At 43.1% G+C, this 14,970-nt stretch carries 13 protein-coding genes; 9 read left to right on the forward strand and 4 right to left on the reverse strand.

From position 1 onward, the window contains the following. Positions 1–79: 79 nt before the first annotated feature. Positions 80–2,554 carry a hydroxymethylglutaryl-CoA reductase, degradative gene (locus IGJ26_RS05315; RefSeq protein ID WP_016613068.1) on the forward strand — a complete coding sequence of 825 codons (2,475 nt, stop codon included), beginning with the start codon at positions 80–82 and terminating at the stop codon, positions 2,552–2,554. A 38-nt stretch (positions 2,555–2,592) separates the two neighbouring features. Here the strand turns inward: IGJ26_RS05315 and IGJ26_RS05320 are convergent, their stop codons facing one another. The 3 genes from IGJ26_RS05320 to IGJ26_RS05330 all read right to left on the reverse strand — a co-directional run bounded on the left by IGJ26_RS05320 (position 2,593) and on the right by IGJ26_RS05330 (position 4,564). Beyond that, on the reverse strand, positions 2,593–3,297 hold the full coding sequence (locus tag IGJ26_RS05320) for a hypothetical protein (protein WP_005237132.1): 705 nt from the start codon (positions 3,295–3,297) through the stop codon (positions 2,593–2,595). Positions 3,298–3,411: 114 nt separating this feature from the next. Then, positions 3,412–3,693: a hypothetical protein gene (locus IGJ26_RS05325; RefSeq protein WP_016613070.1), complete on the reverse strand. Its 282-nt coding sequence runs from the start codon at positions 3,691–3,693 to the stop codon at positions 3,412–3,414. A 25-nt stretch (positions 3,694–3,718) separates the two neighbouring features. After that, entirely contained in the window at positions 3,719–4,564 is an 846-nt protein-coding gene (locus IGJ26_RS05330) for an aldo/keto reductase (protein ID WP_016613071.1), read from the reverse strand. A 162-nt stretch (positions 4,565–4,726) separates the two neighbouring features. Here IGJ26_RS05330 and IGJ26_RS05335 point away from each other — a divergent pair, with 162 nt between their 5' ends. Further along, on the forward strand, positions 4,727–5,731 hold the full coding sequence (locus IGJ26_RS05335) for a nucleoid-associated protein (protein ID WP_005237126.1): 1,005 nt from the start codon (positions 4,727–4,729) through the stop codon (positions 5,729–5,731). A 128-nt stretch (positions 5,732–5,859) separates the two neighbouring features. Here the strand turns inward: IGJ26_RS05335 and IGJ26_RS05340 are convergent, their stop codons facing one another. After that, the gene (locus IGJ26_RS05340; RefSeq protein WP_086332196.1) at positions 5,860–6,219 is read right to left on the reverse strand and encodes a YxeA family protein; all 360 of its coding nucleotides are present in this window, start codon (positions 6,217–6,219) and stop codon (positions 5,860–5,862) included. 244 nt (positions 6,220–6,463) lie between these two features. Between IGJ26_RS05340 and tuf the strand changes: the two genes are divergently transcribed. The 7 genes from tuf (at position 6,464) to IGJ26_RS05375 (ending at position 14,954) form a co-directional block, all read left to right on the forward strand. Next, positions 6,464–7,651 carry an elongation factor Tu gene (gene tuf, locus IGJ26_RS05345; RefSeq protein WP_005237121.1) on the forward strand — a complete coding sequence of 396 codons (1,188 nt, stop codon included), beginning with the start codon at positions 6,464–6,466 and terminating at the stop codon, positions 7,649–7,651. A 215-nt stretch (positions 7,652–7,866) separates the two neighbouring features. Then, positions 7,867–8,496, forward strand: coding sequence for a lysozyme family protein (locus IGJ26_RS05350; RefSeq protein WP_016621009.1), 630 nt, complete (start codon positions 7,867–7,869; stop codon positions 8,494–8,496). Between the two features lie 157 nt (positions 8,497–8,653). Continuing rightward, positions 8,654–10,489 carry a DNA primase gene (gene dnaG, locus IGJ26_RS05355; protein WP_008381016.1) on the forward strand — a complete coding sequence of 612 codons (1,836 nt, stop codon included), beginning with the start codon at positions 8,654–8,656 and terminating at the stop codon, positions 10,487–10,489. A 23-nt stretch (positions 10,490–10,512) separates the two neighbouring features. Then, positions 10,513–11,619, forward strand: a complete 1,107-nt coding sequence (gene rpoD / locus IGJ26_RS05360; RefSeq protein WP_005229298.1) for an RNA polymerase sigma factor RpoD — start codon at positions 10,513–10,515, stop codon at positions 11,617–11,619. Between the two features lie 309 nt (positions 11,620–11,928). Next, on the forward strand, positions 11,929–13,818 hold the full coding sequence (locus IGJ26_RS05365) for a cell division site-positioning protein MapZ family protein (protein ID WP_194199408.1): 1,890 nt from the start codon (positions 11,929–11,931) through the stop codon (positions 13,816–13,818). Between the two features lie 118 nt (positions 13,819–13,936). Continuing rightward, positions 13,937–14,644: an AzlC family ABC transporter permease gene (locus IGJ26_RS05370; protein ID WP_005237112.1), complete on the forward strand. Its 708-nt coding sequence runs from the start codon at positions 13,937–13,939 to the stop codon at positions 14,642–14,644. Continuing rightward, entirely contained in the window at positions 14,637–14,954 is a 318-nt protein-coding gene (locus tag IGJ26_RS05375) for an AzlD domain-containing protein (protein WP_194199409.1), read from the forward strand. The genes IGJ26_RS05370 and IGJ26_RS05375 overlap by 8 nt, the downstream gene beginning before the upstream one ends. Positions 14,955–14,970: the final 16 nt, after the last annotated feature.

Genomic DNA, 14,970 nt, shown 5'->3' on the forward strand with positions numbered 1-14,970 from the left:
AGAAAAGGGCACAGCAAGCTGATGTGGGGTATTCTTTTTTGGAGGATTTAATGATATATTTCAAGAGGAGGTGACGTACGTGGAAGAAGTTGTCATTATCGACGCACTAAGAACGCCAATTGGCAAATACCATGGGTCATTAAAAGAATATTCAGCAGTAGAATTAGGAACAATTGCTGCGAAAGCCTTGTTGGCAAGAAACCAACAAGCAAAAGAACATATCGCACAAGTGATTATCGGAAATGTCCTGCAAGCAGGCAGTGGGCAAAATCCAAGTCGCCAAGTTTCCCTGCAAAGTGGGCTTTCTTCAGATATTCCAGCCTCAACGATCAACGAAGTTTGCGGTTCGGGAATGAAAGCGATTCTGATGGGCATGGAGCAAATTCAGTTAAACAAGGCATCAGTCGTCTTGACTGGTGGGATCGAAAGTATGACGAATGCGCCGCTATTCAGTTATTATAACAAGGCGGATGATCAGTATTCAAATCCAGTATCGACAATGATGCATGATGGCTTAACAGACGCTTTTAGCAGCAAACCGATGGGCTTAACGGCTGAAACTGTTGCAGAAAGATATGGCATCACTCGACAAGAACAAGATGAATTTGCCTACCACTCCCAAATGAAGGCTGCCAAAGCACAAGCGGAAAAGAAATTTGAGCAAGAGATCGTACCCGTGACCGAAAAGTCTGCTACCGTTTCCCAGGATGAAGGCATTCGCGCCGCTACGACAGTCGAAAAATTAGCTGAACTAAAAACGGTTTTCAAAAAGGACGGTACGGTGACTGCTGGGAATGCCTCAACCATCAATGATGGGGCTGCCATGGTCTTGATCGCCTCAAAAAGCTATTGTGAGGAGCATCAGATTCCTTATCTGGCAGTGATCAAAGAGATCGTTGAAGTTGGCTTTGCCCCAGAGATCATGGGAATATCACCAATCAAAGCAATCGATACTTTGCTGAAAAAGCAAGCACTGTCGATTGAAGACATCGGTATTTTTGAAATCAATGAAGCCTTTGCAGCTTCCTCGATCGTAGTAGAACGTGAACTTGGTTTGGATCCCAAGAAAGTCAACCGTTACGGTGGGGGCATTTCCCTTGGCCATGCGATTGGAGCAACCGGTGCTCGGATCGCAACGACCGTCGCTTATCAGCTAAAAGACACACAAGAACGTTATGGGATCGCCTCTTTATGTGTCGGTGGCGGGTTAGGGCTAGCGATGCTGTTAGAAAACCCTTCGGCGGCAGCAAGTCAAACCGATTTTCATGAAGAGTCGGCATCAGAAAAAACAGAAAAAAAAAAGTTTTACGCCCTTACGCCTAACGAACGACTAACCTTTCTTGAAGCACAAGGGGCGATCACAGCAGCCGAATCCTTGGTTTTTCAAGAAATGGCATTAGACAAGGAAACCGCCAATCACTTGATCGAAAACCAGATCAGTGAAGTGGAGATTCCCTTAGGTGTGGGGTTGAATCTGCAAGTGAATGGCAAGAGATACAATGTCCCGTTAGCCACAGAAGAACCTTCTGTGATTGCAGCGATGAGCAATGGAGCAAAAATGGCTGGGCCCATTACAACGACCAGTCAAGAACGTTTGCTTCGAGGCCAGATCGTCTTTATGGATGTTCAGGATTCGGAAGCGATTTTGGCAAAAGTTGAATCCGAGCAAGCAGCGATCTTTGAAGTGGCGAATGAGACGTATCCTTCTATCGTGAAACGCGGCGGGGGCTTACGACGAGTGATTAGTCGGAACTTTGCGCCAGCAGAATCTGAATTAGCAACAGCCTATGTCTCACTCGATTTGTTGGTTGATGTCAAAGATGCAATGGGCGCCAACATCATCAATTCGATTTTAGAAGGAGTGGCCGACCTCTTTCGGAAGTGGTTCCCAGAAGAAGAAATTCTCTTTAGTATTTTAAGTAATCTTGCCACGGAATCGTTAGTAACAGCCACTTGCTCCGTGCCTTTTGACAAACTGAGCAAGACCGGAAAGGGTAGACAAGTTGCCGAAAAAATCGTTCATGCAGCTGATTTTGCCAAGATTGATCCATATCGTGCCGCCACCCATAACAAAGGGATCATGAATGGCGTTGAAGCGCTGATTTTGGCTACCGGAAATGACACTCGCGCCGTTTCGGCAGCTTGTCATGGCTATGCTGCCCGTAATGGTCGCATGCAAGGGCTGACTTCTTGGAAAATAGTAGAAGACCGTTTGATTGGTAGTATCACACTTCCGTTGGCGATCGCCACAGTCGGGGGTGCCACAAAAGTATTGCCAAAAGCCCAAGCGGCGTTGGCTTTGACCGGTGTTGAAACGGCGAGTGAGTTAGCTTCGCTGGCGGCAAGTGTCGGGTTGGCTCAGAATCTGGCAGCTTTGCGGGCATTGGTTTCAGAAGGAATTCAGCAAGGCCATATGAGCATGCAAGCCCGTTCATTAGCTATTTCAGTTGGGGCAAAAGGAACTGAGATCGATCAGCTGGCAGCTAAGCTGCGAGCGGCGAGTCAAATGAACCAAGAGCAAGCCCGTAAATTTTTAACAGAAATACGCAACTAAAAAAGGTTCTCTAGGGAAATTCCTAGAGAACCTTTTGTTTATCGTTTAGAAATCGCCGTGTGGGCATACGCCTCGATCAATGGAATGACTTCTAGTTTAACTTTGTATTTGCGTTCTAGAGCGGTTTCGATGGTAAAAGTATCACTTTCTGTTTCAGAAATTGTTGCTAGAACACGATCTTCTTTCGGGGAAGCTTCGATCACGGTCGTTTCTCCTGAAGATTGTTTTGCAGAAAATTTAGGGAATGCTGCGATTTTTTCGGCAAATGCTGAAAAAGTCATGGATTCGTCAGAATCATCAGCCGTTGATTTTTCCACTTCTTTAGTTTTAGTTGATGCAGGTATAGTTGGTGCCGTTTCTTCCTTCACTTCTGCTGGTTCTTTCGCAGGAGCGGAGGTAGGTGCCGCACTTTCTTGCGGATTGGTCGGTAACCAGTAAGCAGCGATCTCATCGACTAAGTTATCGCTGAAACGATCAAGTAAGCCAGCTTCTAAGCGTTGAATTCGTTTCACGACGATTTTGAAGTTCTCATCTAAAGGAACAGCGATTTTTTGTTCTTTGGGTGTTTCCTTCAACAATTCAATCAATAATTCCTCTTGATTTTTAGGATTGATATAAACAGTTGTCGGAAGGTCGAACTTATCTGCTGTTTTGCGCTCGATCGCTGTAAACAACTGTTGTCGAGCTGTTTCATAAGACGGGCGGAATTGTTGTTTCAATTTTGCTAATTGTTTCTTTTTCATAATCTTCTCCTCTCGATCACTATCGATTATAAGGAAAATTTGCAGAAAAGAACAGTCATTCTCATGAAAAAATACAAAAAAAATTATATATTTCCTGAAAAAACGCCAGCGCTGCTAAAGAAGCGGCGTTGGCGTTTCTACTAGATCATTGATTTGATGGTACTTAGGCATTAGGATCAAAAGCTCCTTGTCTCCAGTGGCGACTAAGTAGTTTTCCCAAAGAAAAAAGCGTACTTCCCCAGTGAGTTTCTCAGCCAGCATCTGCTGATAGTCGCTAGACGACCATTGACGCGCCGGAAAATGTTGGACTTTGTCTGGCCATACAAGAAAAACAAAATCAGCATGTAAGGCTTTTTGAACAGCAGGGGAGAGGTGAATCAAATCAGTTGTCTTCATAGGCTTCTCCTTATAGAGAGTAAAATTAAAACCCTGTCGTATCTGGATTGGTCGCTTTCCCAACGACACCATCTAATTGATCGATCGTTTTCATGTCTTCTTCAGATAGCTCAAAATCAAAGACATGGATGTTTTCTTCGATCCGACTCGATGTGACTGATTTTGGTAATGGCAAGAAACCATGTTGTAAAGACCAGCGTAATGCAACTTGAGCGATTGATTTTTGATGCTTTTCAGCTAATGCTTTCATTTCTGGTACATCAAATATCTTCCCGGTACCTAATGGGCTGTATGCTTCAAGCAATACATCGTGTTCTTGGCAATAAGTTACCACTTCTTCTTGTAACTCGCCAGGTGCAAGGAAAATCTGATTGACCATTGGGAAGATGGTCGCTGTTTTTTTCAATTCTTCAAAATGATGAGGCAAGAAGTTGCTGACCCCGATCGCTTTGATTTTGCCTGCCTGATACAGTTCTTCAAAAGCGCGCCATGTTTCTGCATTCGCTGTTTGCCAGTTGTCACGAAAGGCTACTGGGTTTGGCCAATGGATTAAGAAAAGATCGATATAGTCTGTTTGTAGTTTCTCTAAGGACTCTTCAAAAGAAGACATCACAAGATCATAGGAATGGTTCGCATTCCACAATTTTGTAGTCAAAAAGAGTTCTTCGCGGGGAATGCCGCTTTCTTTGATCGCTTGACCAACACTGGCTTCATTTTTATAGCCTTGGGCTGTATCAATATGGCGGTAACCTACTTCCAGTGCTTTTTTGACTGATGCTACGGCAACGTCGCCGTCTGGTGTTTGCCATGTGCCAAAACCTAACTCAGGGATGGTTACATTGTTTGATAACGTATAGCTGTTCATGTTCATTCCTCCGTTTTCTGTGATACCTTTAGTTTAGCAGACGAGGACGGATTTTCCAATGAATGCATCTTTCAAAAAGGAAGTGGCCAATAAGAAAAATGACGTTTGGCTCTTGTCAGTTCGCCTATTTTTTTTGTACACTAGACAAATGGATAAGGAGCGTAACTAATGGATATTTATTTGAAACATGCGATATTACACATTATTGACCGTCAAACTGGTGATCCGGTTTTTTCTCAAGTTGAACTCGATTTGACCACGGAATACATCCGCGATTATTTGACGAAAAAAATACAGAAACTTGCAACACCGCAAACCAAAACAGGGCGTTTACTCGAAACATCAATGATCGCTCAACTGGTCAAACAAGCACCCGAAGACTTTGTCGCAGCCAGTGAAGCGATCGTCCAACGGTGGTATGAAGCGTACAAGGAAAGTGAAGATGCACCAAGTGCGGATGCCTTTGTGGTCTTGTATGAATTTGATACAAGAATGCAGTTGGCGTTTTTGAAGGTCAACTATCAAGACGGCTATACGCACTTTATTGATAATGGGGAAGCTGGGATCGAAAACAATCTGATTTTGCATCGTGCCTTACTAGCAGGTAAAACTCAAAAGGCCGATGAAGGGATCACAATTGATGTGGAGAGCTTAGACTTTGAACTGATTGAAAAGAAATATAGCTTTTCAGGTGAAAAATATGCCTACTTTTCAACGAAAGTCATTGATGCCGAACCGATTCCCTCGTTAGAAGAAAACGTCAAAGTCATCAAAAAAGTAGCGGAAAAAATTGGTCAGAAATTTGAAACACCTACCTATAACGTTGTTGCCGATCTAAAAGAAGCGGTTTACGACACGATCGAAGAGTCAGGACACATTGATGTCAGTGAAGTGGCGCAAAAAGTCTTTAAAGACAATATTACCGCTCAGCTTTCTTTTCAAGAAGAAGTGGCTGAAAAAGGATTTGTCAATCAGGCACCAATGATGCGGGATGTCCGTGAGATCTCAGAGAAAAAATTCGGGAAACAAAAACTAAAATTATCTAACGGGATCGAATTGATCGTTCCTTTGGATGTTTACCGAGATCCAAATTTGATCGAATTTATCAATAATCCAGACGGAACGATTTCCGTAACGATCAAAAATGTAGAAGAAGTAATTAATCGGATGTAGGACAAAGGTCTTATGTGTGGATGATGCGGAGCTAACAACATAGAACGAGCACAAAAAAGCAGAGATTCCTCTTTAAGTAATGAGGAGTCTCTGCTTTTTTTCTGGATATCTTTGATCAATATCAGCAATTATTGATCGGTCAGTTTCTCAAGGGCGGCTTTGGGAATGTCTTCTTCAGAAACTTCTTCCCAGCTCAGAACACCTTTATTAGGATTGACCAATAATTTCAAATAGGCACCTTCTCTTAAAGGCGCGGAACGGTGCTCATTCATTTTGACCGTTTTGACTTCTCCAGAGGAACTGTAAGCGTCTTGTGTGTAACGGTAGACATCTTCGGCAACTCCGTTATCACTAATTTCCGTGTCGTGCTCGCCGGCATCCCTGATGACTGTATAGTAGTCACTTCCACCATAGTAATAATGATAAGTAGCAAAACAGCCACCAAGGAAAATTGCTGCAAAAACCAGCGTTGCAATGATTTTTTTCACATTTCTCACCTCATCTTCTATTATTCATAAAAATTGTCCTACGTCCAATAGATCGAAAAAAGCAAAGAAATTCTTAGGGATTAGCAGACGAGACATCTCACTTGACTTTGACTAATTTTGACCTATAATAAGAGTAGATTTAAACTTACAAAAAATAAGTTGATACTTATGAATTTGGAAGCGTAAATCGCAAAATATGATTCGAGTCAAAGAACGACTCAACTTTCTCTAGGAGGGAAACAATATGGCAAAACAACATTATGATCGTAGCAAACCCCATGTTAATATCGGAACGATAGGACACGTCGACCATGGGAAAACAACCTTGACTGCTGCTATTACCACAGTTCTTGGGAAAAAAGGACTTGCCAATCCGCAAGATTACGCAAGTATCGACGCGGCTCCTGAGGAACGCGAACGTGGTATCACCATCAATACTGCCCATGTAGAATACGAAACAGAAAAACGGCACTATGCCCATATCGATGCACCAGGACACGCGGATTACGTGAAAAATATGATTACAGGGGCTGCCCAAATGGACGGCGCAATCTTGGTCGTATCAGCGACAGATGGCCCAATGCCGCAAACCCGTGAACATATTTTGCTTTCTCGTCAAGTGGGTGTGAAACATTTGATCGTCTTTTTAAATAAAACAGACCTTGTCGATGATGATGAGTTGATCGATTTAGTTGAAATGGAAGTCAGAGAATTGCTGACTGAATATGATTTTCCAGGTGATGACATTCCTGTGATCAAAGGCTCTGCCTTAAAAGCCTTGGAAGGTGACCCAGAGGCTGAAGCAGCGATCTTAACGCTGATGGATACGGTAGATGAATATATCCCAACACCTGAACGAGACACTGATAAACCATTATTATTGCCGATCGAAGATGTCTTTTCAATTACTGGACGGGGAACCGTTGCTTCCGGTCGGATCGATCGCGGAACAGTAAAAGTCGGTGATGAAGTAGAAATCGTCGGAATCAAACCTGAAACACAAAAAGCAGTCGTGACAGGAGTAGAAATGTTCCGTAAGACGATGGACTTTGGGGAAGCTGGTGATAACGTAGGGGTATTATTACGGGGAATCACCCGGGATGAAATTGAACGGGGCCAAGTGTTAGCAAAACCAGGTTCCATCACACCACATACGAAATTCCAAGCAGAAGTCTATGTGTTGACAAAGGAAGAAGGCGGTCGCCATACCCCATTCTTTAATAACTATCGCCCACAATTTTACTTCCGTACAACGGACGTAACTGGGAATATCGTTTTACCAGAAGGAACGGAAATGGTTATGCCTGGTGACAACGTAACGATCGATGTGGAATTGATCCATCCAATCGCTGTGGAAAATGGAACGACTTTCTCCATTCGTGAAGGTGGACGAACAGTTGGTTCTGGTATCGTGACCACGATCGAAAAATAAAAAACAGTGAAACAGTGCTTCCATTATCTGAAGGAGCACTGTTTCCTTTTTCATGTCAAACCAGCAACAATCCCTCCATCAGCTTAGGATTGCTTGTTTTTTTCTAAATAATCTTGTGATTTTATTAAGGATTTTTTAGGAGAGAAAAAATTCTAGTCAGCCTGTTCATTTCATAGTACGATAGATTCTGACTTAGAAAAGATGGGATGTATTTGATGAGAAAAATTCGACGTTTCCTAGGATTTGTACTGAAGTTTGCGCTCTTGCTGCTGCTGATTGGAGCAGGGGTTTGGGGCTATCGAAACTACACGGCATTGAAAGCTGTCTATGCGTATGAAGCGGAAATCGCACAGCAGACACAAGCCCACGACATCTCTGAATATCAGTCTTTAGCAATGAGTATCATGCTGACGGAGTCAAAAGGACAAGGCAATGATCCGATGCAAAGTTCTGAAAGTGTATATGGAAAACAAAACCAATTTGATACGCCAGAACAAAGCATCGAACAAGGGGTTTCTTATTTAGCCGAGTTGATCGAAAAAGCAGAGCAAATGAACTGTGATCTTTGGACCGCAGTCCAGGCTTATAATTTTGGTACAGATTATATTGATTATGTCGCTGAACGGGGTGGCGTGAACACCTTAGAATTAGCAGAAACATATTCCAGAGAGGTTTTATCCCCGTTATTAGGCAATGATACAGAACAGACCTATCGTTATTGGGGCATCCAATCGGTCTTTTATAATGGCGGTCATTTGTATCACAATGGCGGCAATATGTTCTATGCGGATCTAATAAAATTGAACCGATGGAAAATCGATGTTACGGCAGGGTTCTTTTCCTGATTGTCACAAAATAACTGAAGTAAAAAAGCTTGAAATACAAATAGAATATGGTAAAATCATTATGAGTGATTCCGTCTAATTATTCTTCGCACTGATACCTATTAGTGCGTTTTTTTACCTAATAAACGATGAATACTTACCAAATGGAGGTGAGTGGATGGCACGAATTCCTCAAACGATCATTGACGATATTCGCGAACGCAGCAATATTGTTGATATCGTGGGACAGTATGTCCAGTTAAAGAAATCTGGAAAGAATTATTTTGGTTTGTGTCCCTTCCATAATGAGAAATCACCTTCTTTTTCCGTTGCAGAAGACAAACAAATTTTTCATTGTTTTGGTTGCGGTCGTGGGGGCAATGTTTACGGTTTTTTGCAAGAGCTTGAAGGCATCAGTTTTCCTGAAGCAGTCGTCAAAGTAGCAGAAATGAACGATATTCCTCTTGATCCGCAATACCAGCAATCAGAAGGCATCAATGAAGCGACCTCACAAACGAGTCAATTGATTGCGCTGCATGAAAAAGCCGCCGAGGTCTATCATCACATGTTGGTGAATACGGCTGCTGGCCAAGAAGCGCTTGATTATTTATTGGATCGCGGATTGACGATGGCATTGATCGAAGAATTCAATATTGGTTTTGCGCCGAATGAACGCTCGTTTTTGGAGAAAGTCTTTTTGAATGAACAAGCCAAAGCTGAATTTTTTCCTGATACAGGGCTCTTTGTTCAACGAAACGATGGCTCATTGGCAGACCGCTTTTACCAACGAATCATGTTTCCGATCCGTAATCCTCAAGGAAAAACAATTGGTTTTTCTGGTCGTTGGCTAGCAAGCGAAAAAGTTGGTGATCAAGACCAGCCGAAATATTTAAATAGTCCAGAAACGATCCTTTTCAACAAGCGCGAGGTTCTGTTCAACTTTGACAAAGCACGCCGTGCGATGCGCAAAGATGGCCAAGTGTATTTATTTGAAGGATTTATGGACGTGATTGCCGCTTGGCAGGCAGGAATCGAAAATGGGATCGCCTCAATGGGGACCAGTTTGACCAATCAGCAGATCGCCCATATCGAGCGAGTGGCACAAGAAGTGATTCTTTGTTACGATGGAGATAGTGCAGGGGTTGAAGCGACAAACCGCGGGATCGAGCTTCTGCAAAACAATAGCCGTTTGAAATTATCTGTGGTGCGAGTGCCGGAACGGATGGACCCAGATGAGTATTTGCGCAAATATGGGACAGAAGCTTTTTATAAACTAGCTGTCCACGGCAAAGAAACCGTTTTTGCCTTCAAGATGGATTATCATCGGATGAATCGCAATTTAGCCAATGAGAAGGAGCAACTGGACTATGTCCAAGTTGTTTTAAATGAATTGCAGCGTGTGGATTCTTTGTTGGAGCAAGACCGCTATTTGACTCAGTTGTCTACAGAGTTCAATTTGAGTCGTGAGACCTTGCAGCAGCAGCTTAAGCAAAACCGGCAAGAGCAACGGACGATGCAAGATGTAGCGCCACCGCCGCCAACAGACACCCCTGTGGTCTTTACGCCGCCTACACGGCAGCAGCCCAAAACACAGGTGGAAAAAGCGCAAGAATTATTATTGTACCGTTTGTTTCATGACAGTACGTTAAACCATCGCTTCCGAGCGAGTGGTATATCCTTTATCCATGATCGTTATCAACAACTGTATCTGCTGTTTGATGCGTATATGGAAACAGAAGAACACTTTGTTTTAGCAAAGTTCTTAGATTTTTTAAAAGAAGATTCAATGAAAAAAATGGTGATCGATATTGCAGATCTTAAAGCTTCTGAGGAAGGGACTGAACAAGAATTTCAGGACATTCTGCAGGTCTTTCAAAAGTCGGGCATTGCTGAAGAAATCAATCAAAAACGAATCCAGCAGCAAGAAGCAAGACAAATAGGAAACCAGCAATTAGAACTTGAACTTGCAATCGAAATCATTGATTTGACCAAACGGTTGAAACAAGCTAAATAGCGAACTGAAAGGGGCTTTCTTTCATGGCAGAAGAAACAAAAAAAACGTATGACAAAGCAGTTGCCGAATACATCCGAGAAAACAAAACAAAGGGGCAAGTTGTTTACGATGACATTACCAATCGTTTAGCAACGCCTTATACTTTGGATGCTGATGCAATGGACAAACTAATTCAAAAACTGGAGGATTCCGGCATCAGTGTCGTGGATGAAAATGGAGAGCCTTCAGTCCATAGTTTAAAGAGTAATGAAAAACGACAAGAAACCCAACCTCAAGAAGATTTGTCTGCACCGACTGGTGTGAAAATCAATGACCCTGTGCGGATGTACTTGAAAGAGATCGGTCGGGTACCGCTTTTGACCGCAGAAGAAGAAGTGGCTCTCGCTCTGAAAATCGAAGAAGGCGACCAAGAAGCGAAACAGCGTTTGGCAGAAGCCAACTTACGTTTGGTAGTCAGCATCGCCAAACGTTATGTGGGTCGGGGAATGCAATTTCTTGATTTGATCCAAGAAGGAAACATGGGCTTGATGAAAGCCGTTGAGAAATTTGATTATCGCAAAGGGTTTAAATTCTCGACCTATGCGACCTGGTGGATCCGTCAAGCGATCACTCGTGCCATCGCTGACCAAGCTCGAACCATTCGGATCCCAGTGCATATGGTGGAAACCATCAACAAATTGATTCGTATCCAACGGCAATTATTGCAAGACTTAGGACGCGAACCGACACCAGAAGAAATCGGCGCAGAAATGGATTTGCCAACGGAAAAAGTTCGTGAAATCTTGAAGATCGCTCAAGAGCCCGTTTCATTAGAAACACCAATCGGTGAAGAAGATGATTCTCATCTAGGTGATTTTATTGAGGACCAAGATGCTACAAGTCCGGCAGAGCATGCGGCTTATGAGCTTTTGAAAGAGCAATTAGAAGATGTATTGGATACGTTAACTGACCGTGAAGAAAATGTGCTACGCTTGCGTTTCGGAATCGATGATGGCCGTACTCGGACCTTAGAAGAAGTCGGCAAAGTCTTTGGGGTAACCAGAGAACGGATTCGTCAGATTGAAGCAAAAGCGTTACGGAAACTACGCCACCCATCTCGTTCAAAACAATTGAAAGATTTCTTAGAATAATTAAGGTTTATTGACTTTCCAAAGGTCCCCTTTGGAAAGTCTTTTTTGTTCAGGTTTTGTCATCTCTCCATAGGATAAGTAAAGAACTTAATAAAAACGTAACCAAGCAAGTGTTGGCTAATTGCCTAGAATGTGATAAATTTAATTTTGTGCATCTGCACAATTGAGTAATAAAAAAGAAATGCGAAAAAAGACCCATTATTTGTCGGTCTTTGAAATAGGAAGCAGTGGGCGCGTCAAGCGTTTGATCTGGTAGGGTACTGCTTCATAGAAGGAAATGCAAAAAACAAAAGGAGTCAGTTTGAATCAATGAAGAAGACATGTCCTGAATGTGGATTTCAAGCAATAGAAGAAACACCCGTTTGTCCCAATTGCGGGTTTCAATGGAACCAAGCAAAGGAGAATGAACAGGAACCATCATCTGACTCTTCCGTTACGCCAGAAGAGCTACAAAACAAAAACGATGATATTCGCTGGTCTGACTTTAAAAATGTTCCGATTGGAAAAATGGAGGAGCACTTAGGCGATCGGCCATCCTCGAATGAAGAAACGATCGACCTTGCACAGCAAGAGGCTTTTTCTGATGAGCAAAAAACACCACTTGAATCAGAGTCTAAACAAGAACCAAAAACAGTGGAAAACTCTGAGTCTACAGAAGAACACACAATTTCAGCCAGTGAAGAAGTTAATGAGACCGATGCACTGAGTACGGATGAACAGCATGACTCTGAGATTTTGGCCGCTTATATCCGACAGCACAAACTTGATGAAGAAGCAAAGGCAGCAGCTGCTCTAGAAGCAGAAGAAACCGCCATTGATCTTTCCTCTGCTGAAGAGGAAAGTCAGATGCAAGCCAGCGAGGAACCTCTGCCGTCAAGCGAGGAGGAAGTGGTGACGGAGCCAGTTATTGAAGAAGCTGAGAAGCAGCCAGAACCAGTCATCGATCCAATTCCTGAACCAATCACCGCAGCGGATGAAACGCCACAAAAGGCGACTGCTGAAGAAGAAACGTCTTCTTCCAGTGAAAGCAAGAAGAGCCCTCGCAAAGCACTCTATATTACAGCGGCTTGTTTGTTAGTGGCAGCGGGTGGTGGTTGGGCTTATTACTATCAACAGCAGCAACAAGAAACTGCCCGACAAACGCAACTGGCGCAAGAGAACCGTACGTTAGATCAGATCGAAAATGAGTTGAATGATTTTTATACAAATGATGAGCGAGTGTTCATTAAAAGCGACAAAACAGCAGAACAGCTGACGGCTGTGACGAATCAGTTGGCAGATTTTCAAGACCACGAACGATACGAGATCTTGTCACAAGAAGCAGAGACAATTGCTGACAAATTAGCAGCTTTGACAGAGATCAATAGCTATTTCAGCAGTCCTGCAGTTGTGGAGGATCAGTTGGAAGAAGTCTCGTTGAAAGAAGCTGCTGCTGTCACAATGGCGAAGCGTGAGAACGGGGATGCCTTTGATGAGTTGATCAATCAAGCCATCGACATGGGACAAAAAGAGTTCAGCGCGATCGAGGAAGTTCAAAATGCAGTGAAGAGCATGGTGGCTTTAAGTGGTGACGGTGAAGCACCGGCGAGTGTCACTCGTGAGAACTACAATGCCTTGATGAAAAAAATCCAAGCTTTGCCAATCGATTCACTGGTTGAAAGTCTTACGACGGAACTACGTAAAGTCGATACTGCCTTGACGAAGCGTGAAACAGCTACCCAACAAGCAGCGGCGCAACAACAAGCTGCCCAAGAAGCAGCACAAGCGGCGGCTTCCGAGAACAACGCTTCCGCTTCGAGCAGCGGATCTACAAGCGCTGCGACGCCCGCGCAAAGTACTTCTGAAGAAGAGTATGTGCTTTCGCCGAATACACCAACAAATACCAACAATCAGCCAATTATTCCAGCCCGCCAAAGTGATTTGAATGATGTAAACAATAGCGCCTGGGTGTGGGCAGATGGTGTCCAAGAAAAAATCATCGCCACAGCGATTGCTCGCGGTTATGTGGTAGAAGGCGGCTATACTTTTGAACGTGTACGAATCGTCAATGGTGAAGGCTATTACAATTTTTATGCGACAAATGCCCAAGGCAGCTTGCTTAAAGGAACGGATGATTCAGCGTTCCCGCTATACTTATTTACGGTAAACGCCAAAACTGGCTATTTCAGAGGCAATGGGAACGATCACACCGTTCGCTAAGTCTCCTGAGTCACTAGAAAATTTTCAGAGTTATTACATGCACATGTGAAAAATACTTGTTTCCCCTCCTTGTTTTCGATATGATGAGAGATAATCGTTCAAACAAGGAGGGGTTTTTGTGCAGAAAATTGAGAGATATGATCGGTTTGAAGACGGGGTCATTGCTTGTGTACCAACGATTCTTGGGTACCTGGGCATTGGTTTTGCAATGGGGGTTGTGGGAAAAGGCGTTGGGTTGTCTATTCTAGAAATTATTTTAATGTCTATTATTGTCTATGCTGGCAGTGCTCAATTTATCATTTGCGCCTTACTAGCGATTCAAGCACCTTTCATGACAATCGTCGCAACAGTTTTTTTAGTGAATTTACGACACTTTTTAATGAGTTTGTCAGTAGCTTCCTATTTTAAAAAGACACCGTTGCTTTCTGCCATTGGTATCGGGACACTTTTGACTGATGAATCCTATGGCGTTTTGACGACGGCACTGCAACAAGACAAACCAGTCACAGCGAAATGGACCCACGGGTTGAACGTAATGGCTTATTTGAGTTGGATTTTTGCGACGTTTTTGGGTGGTTTATTGGGTTCATTTATTCCAGATCCAGAAGCGTTAGGCTTAGATTTTGCCTTAGTAGCTATGTTTGTTGGTCTTTTTTTATTTCAAGTAGAGCGACCGCTTAAGAAGAAAACCCAGCAAACGCTCTTGATACTAGGGACAGTTGTGGTGACCTTGATTTTATTTATGCGTTTTTCGACCGCAGAGATTGCGGTAATTGCGGCGACACTGGCAGGATGTTTGGTTGGGACGGTGACACACCATGACTAATTTTGTTATACTGATGCTAGTATGTGGATTGGTTACTTGGCTTCCGCGGATCGTTCCTTTTTTATTTTCTAAGAAGCTCGTCTTCCCGGAAACTTTCACCTTTTTTTTGAGTTATTTACCGTTGTGTATTTTGGCGGCATTGTTGGTGCAAAATTTGCTGATCTTTCGAGAAGGCCAATTCCCCATTTTGAAAGTTAAAGAAACCATTGCCTGTATCCCGGCATTATTGGTGGGGTATTATACCAAAGATTTGATGAAAATCGTTATCACAGGCGTTATTGCTATGGCGCTGTTGCGTTTCTTTTTATAGGAACGAGCAGTTTTAA

The sequence above is a fragment of the Enterococcus sp. AZ095a genome (genome assembly GCF_050546735.1).
GTDB classification, from domain to species: domain Bacteria; phylum Bacillota; class Bacilli; order Lactobacillales; family Enterococcaceae; genus Enterococcus_D; species Enterococcus_D entomosocium.

Bases quoted from the DNA above. Each gene is read 5' to 3' on its own strand.
- IGJ26_RS05320 (WP_005237132.1), bottom strand. From the start codon at position 3,297: ATGAAAAAGAAACAATTAGCAAAATTGAAACAACAATTCCGCCCGTCT.
- IGJ26_RS05325 (WP_016613070.1), bottom strand. From the start codon at position 3,693: ATGAAGACAACTGATTTGATTCACCTCTCCCCTGCTGTTCAAAAAGCC.
- IGJ26_RS05330 (WP_016613071.1), bottom strand. From the start codon at position 4,564: ATGAACATGAACAGCTATACGTTATCAAACAATGTAACCATCCCTGAG.
- IGJ26_RS05335 (WP_005237126.1), top strand. From the start codon at position 4,727: ATGGATATTTATTTGAAACATGCGATATTACACATTATTGACCGTCAA.
- tuf (WP_005237121.1), top strand. From the start codon at position 6,464: ATGGCAAAACAACATTATGATCGTAGCAAACCCCATGTTAATATCGGA.
- IGJ26_RS05350 (WP_016621009.1), top strand. From the start codon at position 7,867: ATGAGAAAAATTCGACGTTTCCTAGGATTTGTACTGAAGTTTGCGCTC.
- dnaG (WP_008381016.1), top strand. From the start codon at position 8,654: ATGGCACGAATTCCTCAAACGATCATTGACGATATTCGCGAACGCAGC.
- rpoD (WP_005229298.1), top strand. From the start codon at position 10,513: ATGGCAGAAGAAACAAAAAAAACGTATGACAAAGCAGTTGCCGAATAC.
- IGJ26_RS05365 (WP_194199408.1), top strand. From the start codon at position 11,929: ATGAAGAAGACATGTCCTGAATGTGGATTTCAAGCAATAGAAGAAACA.
- IGJ26_RS05375 (WP_194199409.1), top strand. From the start codon at position 14,637: ATGACTAATTTTGTTATACTGATGCTAGTATGTGGATTGGTTACTTGG.